The sequence below is a fragment of the Microbacterium sp. Bi128 genome, from assembly GCF_918698205.1.
Genome location: NZ_CAKKMM010000586.1, coordinates 1 through 2,999 on the forward strand (window position 1 = coordinate 1; position 2,999 = coordinate 2,999).

Here is a 2,999-nt window from a genome sequence, read left to right on the forward strand (position 1 = left end):
ACCGCCTTGTGGCCGCGGGCGTTCGGCGGCTGCGTTCACGCAGCCGCCAGGCCTAATGCACTAGGCTTGCAGAAGATGGCAGCGCCCGTGCAAGGGCCGCCGACAGGCCCGCAAACGGCGCAACCGATCCGGAAAGGTTCACACGTGGTCACCGCATTCGTCCTGATCAAGACAAACGCTTCACGCATCCCGGAGACCGCCGAGGAAATCTCCGCCATCGCCGGCATCAGCGAGGTCTATTCCGTAACGGGCGAATGGGACCTGATCGCCCTCGCCCGGGTCGCCAAGCACGAGGACCTGGCGGACGTCATCGCGGACAAGCTCTCGAAGGTTCCCGGCGTCGCGCACACCACAACGCAGATCGCATTCCGCGCTTACTCCCAGCACGACCTCGATGCGGCCTTTGCCCTCGGATTCGAGCAGTAGCGAACAACCGAATTACGAACAGCTCACATGAGACGGGCCCGGCAGAAATCTGCCGGGCCCGTCTCATGTGATCTTTAGGCGGTCTGCGACAGGGCGACCCACCTGTCCAGCACCGCGGCCGCGGCTCCGGATTCAATGGACTGCTCGGCGCGGTTGAACGCGGCGGCCATGCGCTCCGCCAGCGGACCCACGGCGTCGAGGTCGAACGCCACCAGCCCGGCCGCGGCGTTGAGCAGCGCCGCATCGCGGGCCGGCCCCGGCGCACCGCCGAGGACAGCCCGGACGATGGCGGCATTGGCCACCGCGTCACCACCGCGCAGTTCCTCCAGCGTGGCCGTCCGAATGCCCAGATCGCGCGGATCAAACATCGCTTCAGTTACCTCACCGTTGCGGATCTCCCACACCCGCGACGGGCCGGTGGTGGTTAGCTCATCCAGGCCGTCATTGCCGCGGAAAACCAGGCCGCGGCTGCCTCGCTTGGCCAGCACTCCGGCCACCAGCGGGGCCATTTGCTCATTGGCGACGCCCACCGCCGACGCCTGGACATGTGCCGGGTTGATCATGGGGCCCAGGAAGTTGAACGCCGTCGGAACGCCGAGTTCGCGGCGGGCGACGGCGGCATGCCGCATGGAGGGGTGGAAAACCTGCGCGAAGCAAAACGTGATTCCCGCCTCTTCGGCGTTGAGTGCCACGCGGGGAATGGGGAGATCCAGCCGGACGCCGAGGGCCTCCAGGACATCGGCGGATCCCGACGAGGACGACGACGCCCGGTTGCCGTGCTTGACCACCCGGGCCCCCGCTCCCGCGGCGATAAGGGCGGCCATCGTGGAGATGTTGACAGTGTTCTGCTGGTCGCCGCCCGTGCCCACGATGTCCAGCTTCTCACCGGCAATGTCAATGGGGTTGGCGTTGGCGATCATCGCCTCCACCAGGCCGGCCAGCTCATCCACGGTCTCGCCCTTGGCACGCAGCGCCACCAGGAAACCCGCCACCTGGGCCGGCGTCGCCTCACCGGACATGATGGAATTCATAGCCCACTCAGTGCTCCCGGCTGTGAGGTCGGCGCCGCTGATGAGTGCGTTGATGAGCCGCGGCCAGGTGTTGCCTGCCGCCTGTGCAGATGCCTGTGAAGTCACCTCCCGATGCTATCGAGGTCGGCCCCGCAAAGACCAATGTGAACCCCACCGGGAACTTTTCCGCGCGAATTCGCGTCTTTGTAGAAAAAGTCCTCCGAAAACGCGGTTTGCGTTGGGCAGGACGGACTTTTATAGACATAATGTCTATGTGACATCTGCGACCCATGCCCCCAGTACCCCGGCGCACCCGACGCTGAACCGCCCGAACATGGTTTCTGTTGGAACCGTTGTGTGGCTGTCCAGTGAGTTGATGTTCTTCGCCGGTCTCTTCGCCATGTACTTCACACTCCGTTCGACTTCCGGACTGATGTGGGCCGAAGAGACAGCCAAGCTCAACTTCCCGTTTGCGCTCGTTAACACGATCGTCCTCGTGGCAAGTTCCTTTACTTGCCAGATGGGCGTCTTCGCTGCCGAGCGGCTCCAGCCGCGCCGGACCGGCGGACGCTTCAGCTTCACCCAGTGGGGGATGAACGGATGGTTCATCCTGACGTTCCTCATGGGTGCCTTCTTCGTCGCCGGCCAGGCGACCGAGTACGCCATGCTCGTTTCCGAGCATGTCTCGCTGTCCTCCAACGCCTACGGTTCGGCCTTCTACATAACGACGGGCTTCCACGGCCTGCACGTCATCGGCGGTCTGATTGCCTTCCTGCTCATCATGGGCCGCTCCTTCGCCGCGAAGAAGTTCGGACACTTTGAGGCAACTTCAGCGATCGTCACCTCGTACTACTGGCACTTCGTGGACGTCGTCTGGATTGGCCTCTTCCTGGTCATCTACGTCCTCAAGTAGTCAGCTTGACTCTTTTTCTACAAGAGGCAGAATTTCAAGAAGCGGCTCACGGAGCCACCGCAGGATCGAATAAAGGAACCACCACGTGAAGGCACTCTCGCAGAAGCGACGTCACCCACTGGCAGCAATTGCACTGCTGCTGATGGGCCTCTTGGTCACGGGTGGGCTGTACGCCGTTGCCACCACCGTCAACCAGGCCAAGGCCGACACCACCACCTATAGCGCAAGCGACGTAAAGGAGGGCGGCAAGCTCTTTGCCGCCAACTGCGCCACCTGCCACGGCATGGGTGCCAGCGGCTCGCAGGCCGGGCCGTCCCTTGTGGGCGTCGGCGCCGCCGCTGTTGACTTCCAGGTCGGCACCGGCCGCATGCCCATGCAGATGAATGGCCCGCAGGCCTACAAGAAGCCCGCCCAGTTCAACGAGGAACAGACCAAGCAGCTGGCTGCTTATGTTGCCTCCCTCGGCCCCGGCCCGGCCATCCCCGAGGCAGGCGTGCTCGATGAGAAGGGCGACGCCGCCAACGGTGGAGAGCTGTTCCGCACCAACTGCGCCATGTGCCACAACGCCGCCGCTGCAGGCGGCGCACTGACCCGGGGCAAGTTTGCCCCTGCCCTCGCGGGTGTCTCCGGGCAGCACATCTACGAAGCAA

Annotated in this window: 4 protein-coding genes; 3 read left to right on the forward strand and 1 reads right to left on the reverse strand. The window is 64.2% G+C overall.

Going from position 1 to position 2,999, the window contains the following annotated elements; translation table 11 throughout:
* Window positions 1-144 precede the first annotated feature (144 nt).
* Window positions 145-426, forward strand: a complete 282-nt coding sequence (locus LQV45_RS23330) for an Lrp/AsnC family transcriptional regulator (protein ID WP_230009032.1) — start codon at window positions 145-147, stop codon at window positions 424-426.
* Window positions 427-500: 74 nt separating this feature from the next.
* Here the strand turns inward: LQV45_RS23330 and trpD are convergent, their stop codons facing one another.
* The gene (gene trpD, locus LQV45_RS23335; RefSeq protein ID WP_230009033.1) at window positions 501-1,562 is read right to left on the reverse strand and encodes an anthranilate phosphoribosyltransferase; all 1,062 of its coding nucleotides are present in this window, start codon (window positions 1,560-1,562) and stop codon (window positions 501-503) included.
* A 112-nt stretch (window positions 1,563-1,674) separates the two neighbouring features.
* Between trpD and LQV45_RS23340 the strand changes: the two genes are divergently transcribed.
* Window positions 1,675-2,349, forward strand: a complete 675-nt coding sequence (locus LQV45_RS23340; RefSeq protein ID WP_374208279.1) for a heme-copper oxidase subunit III — start codon at window positions 1,675-1,677, stop codon at window positions 2,347-2,349.
* Window positions 2,350-2,434: 85 nt separating this feature from the next.
* Window positions 2,435-2,999: c-type cytochrome (locus tag LQV45_RS23345; RefSeq protein WP_230009035.1), on the forward strand; the 565-nt coding region annotated here is incomplete at its 3' end.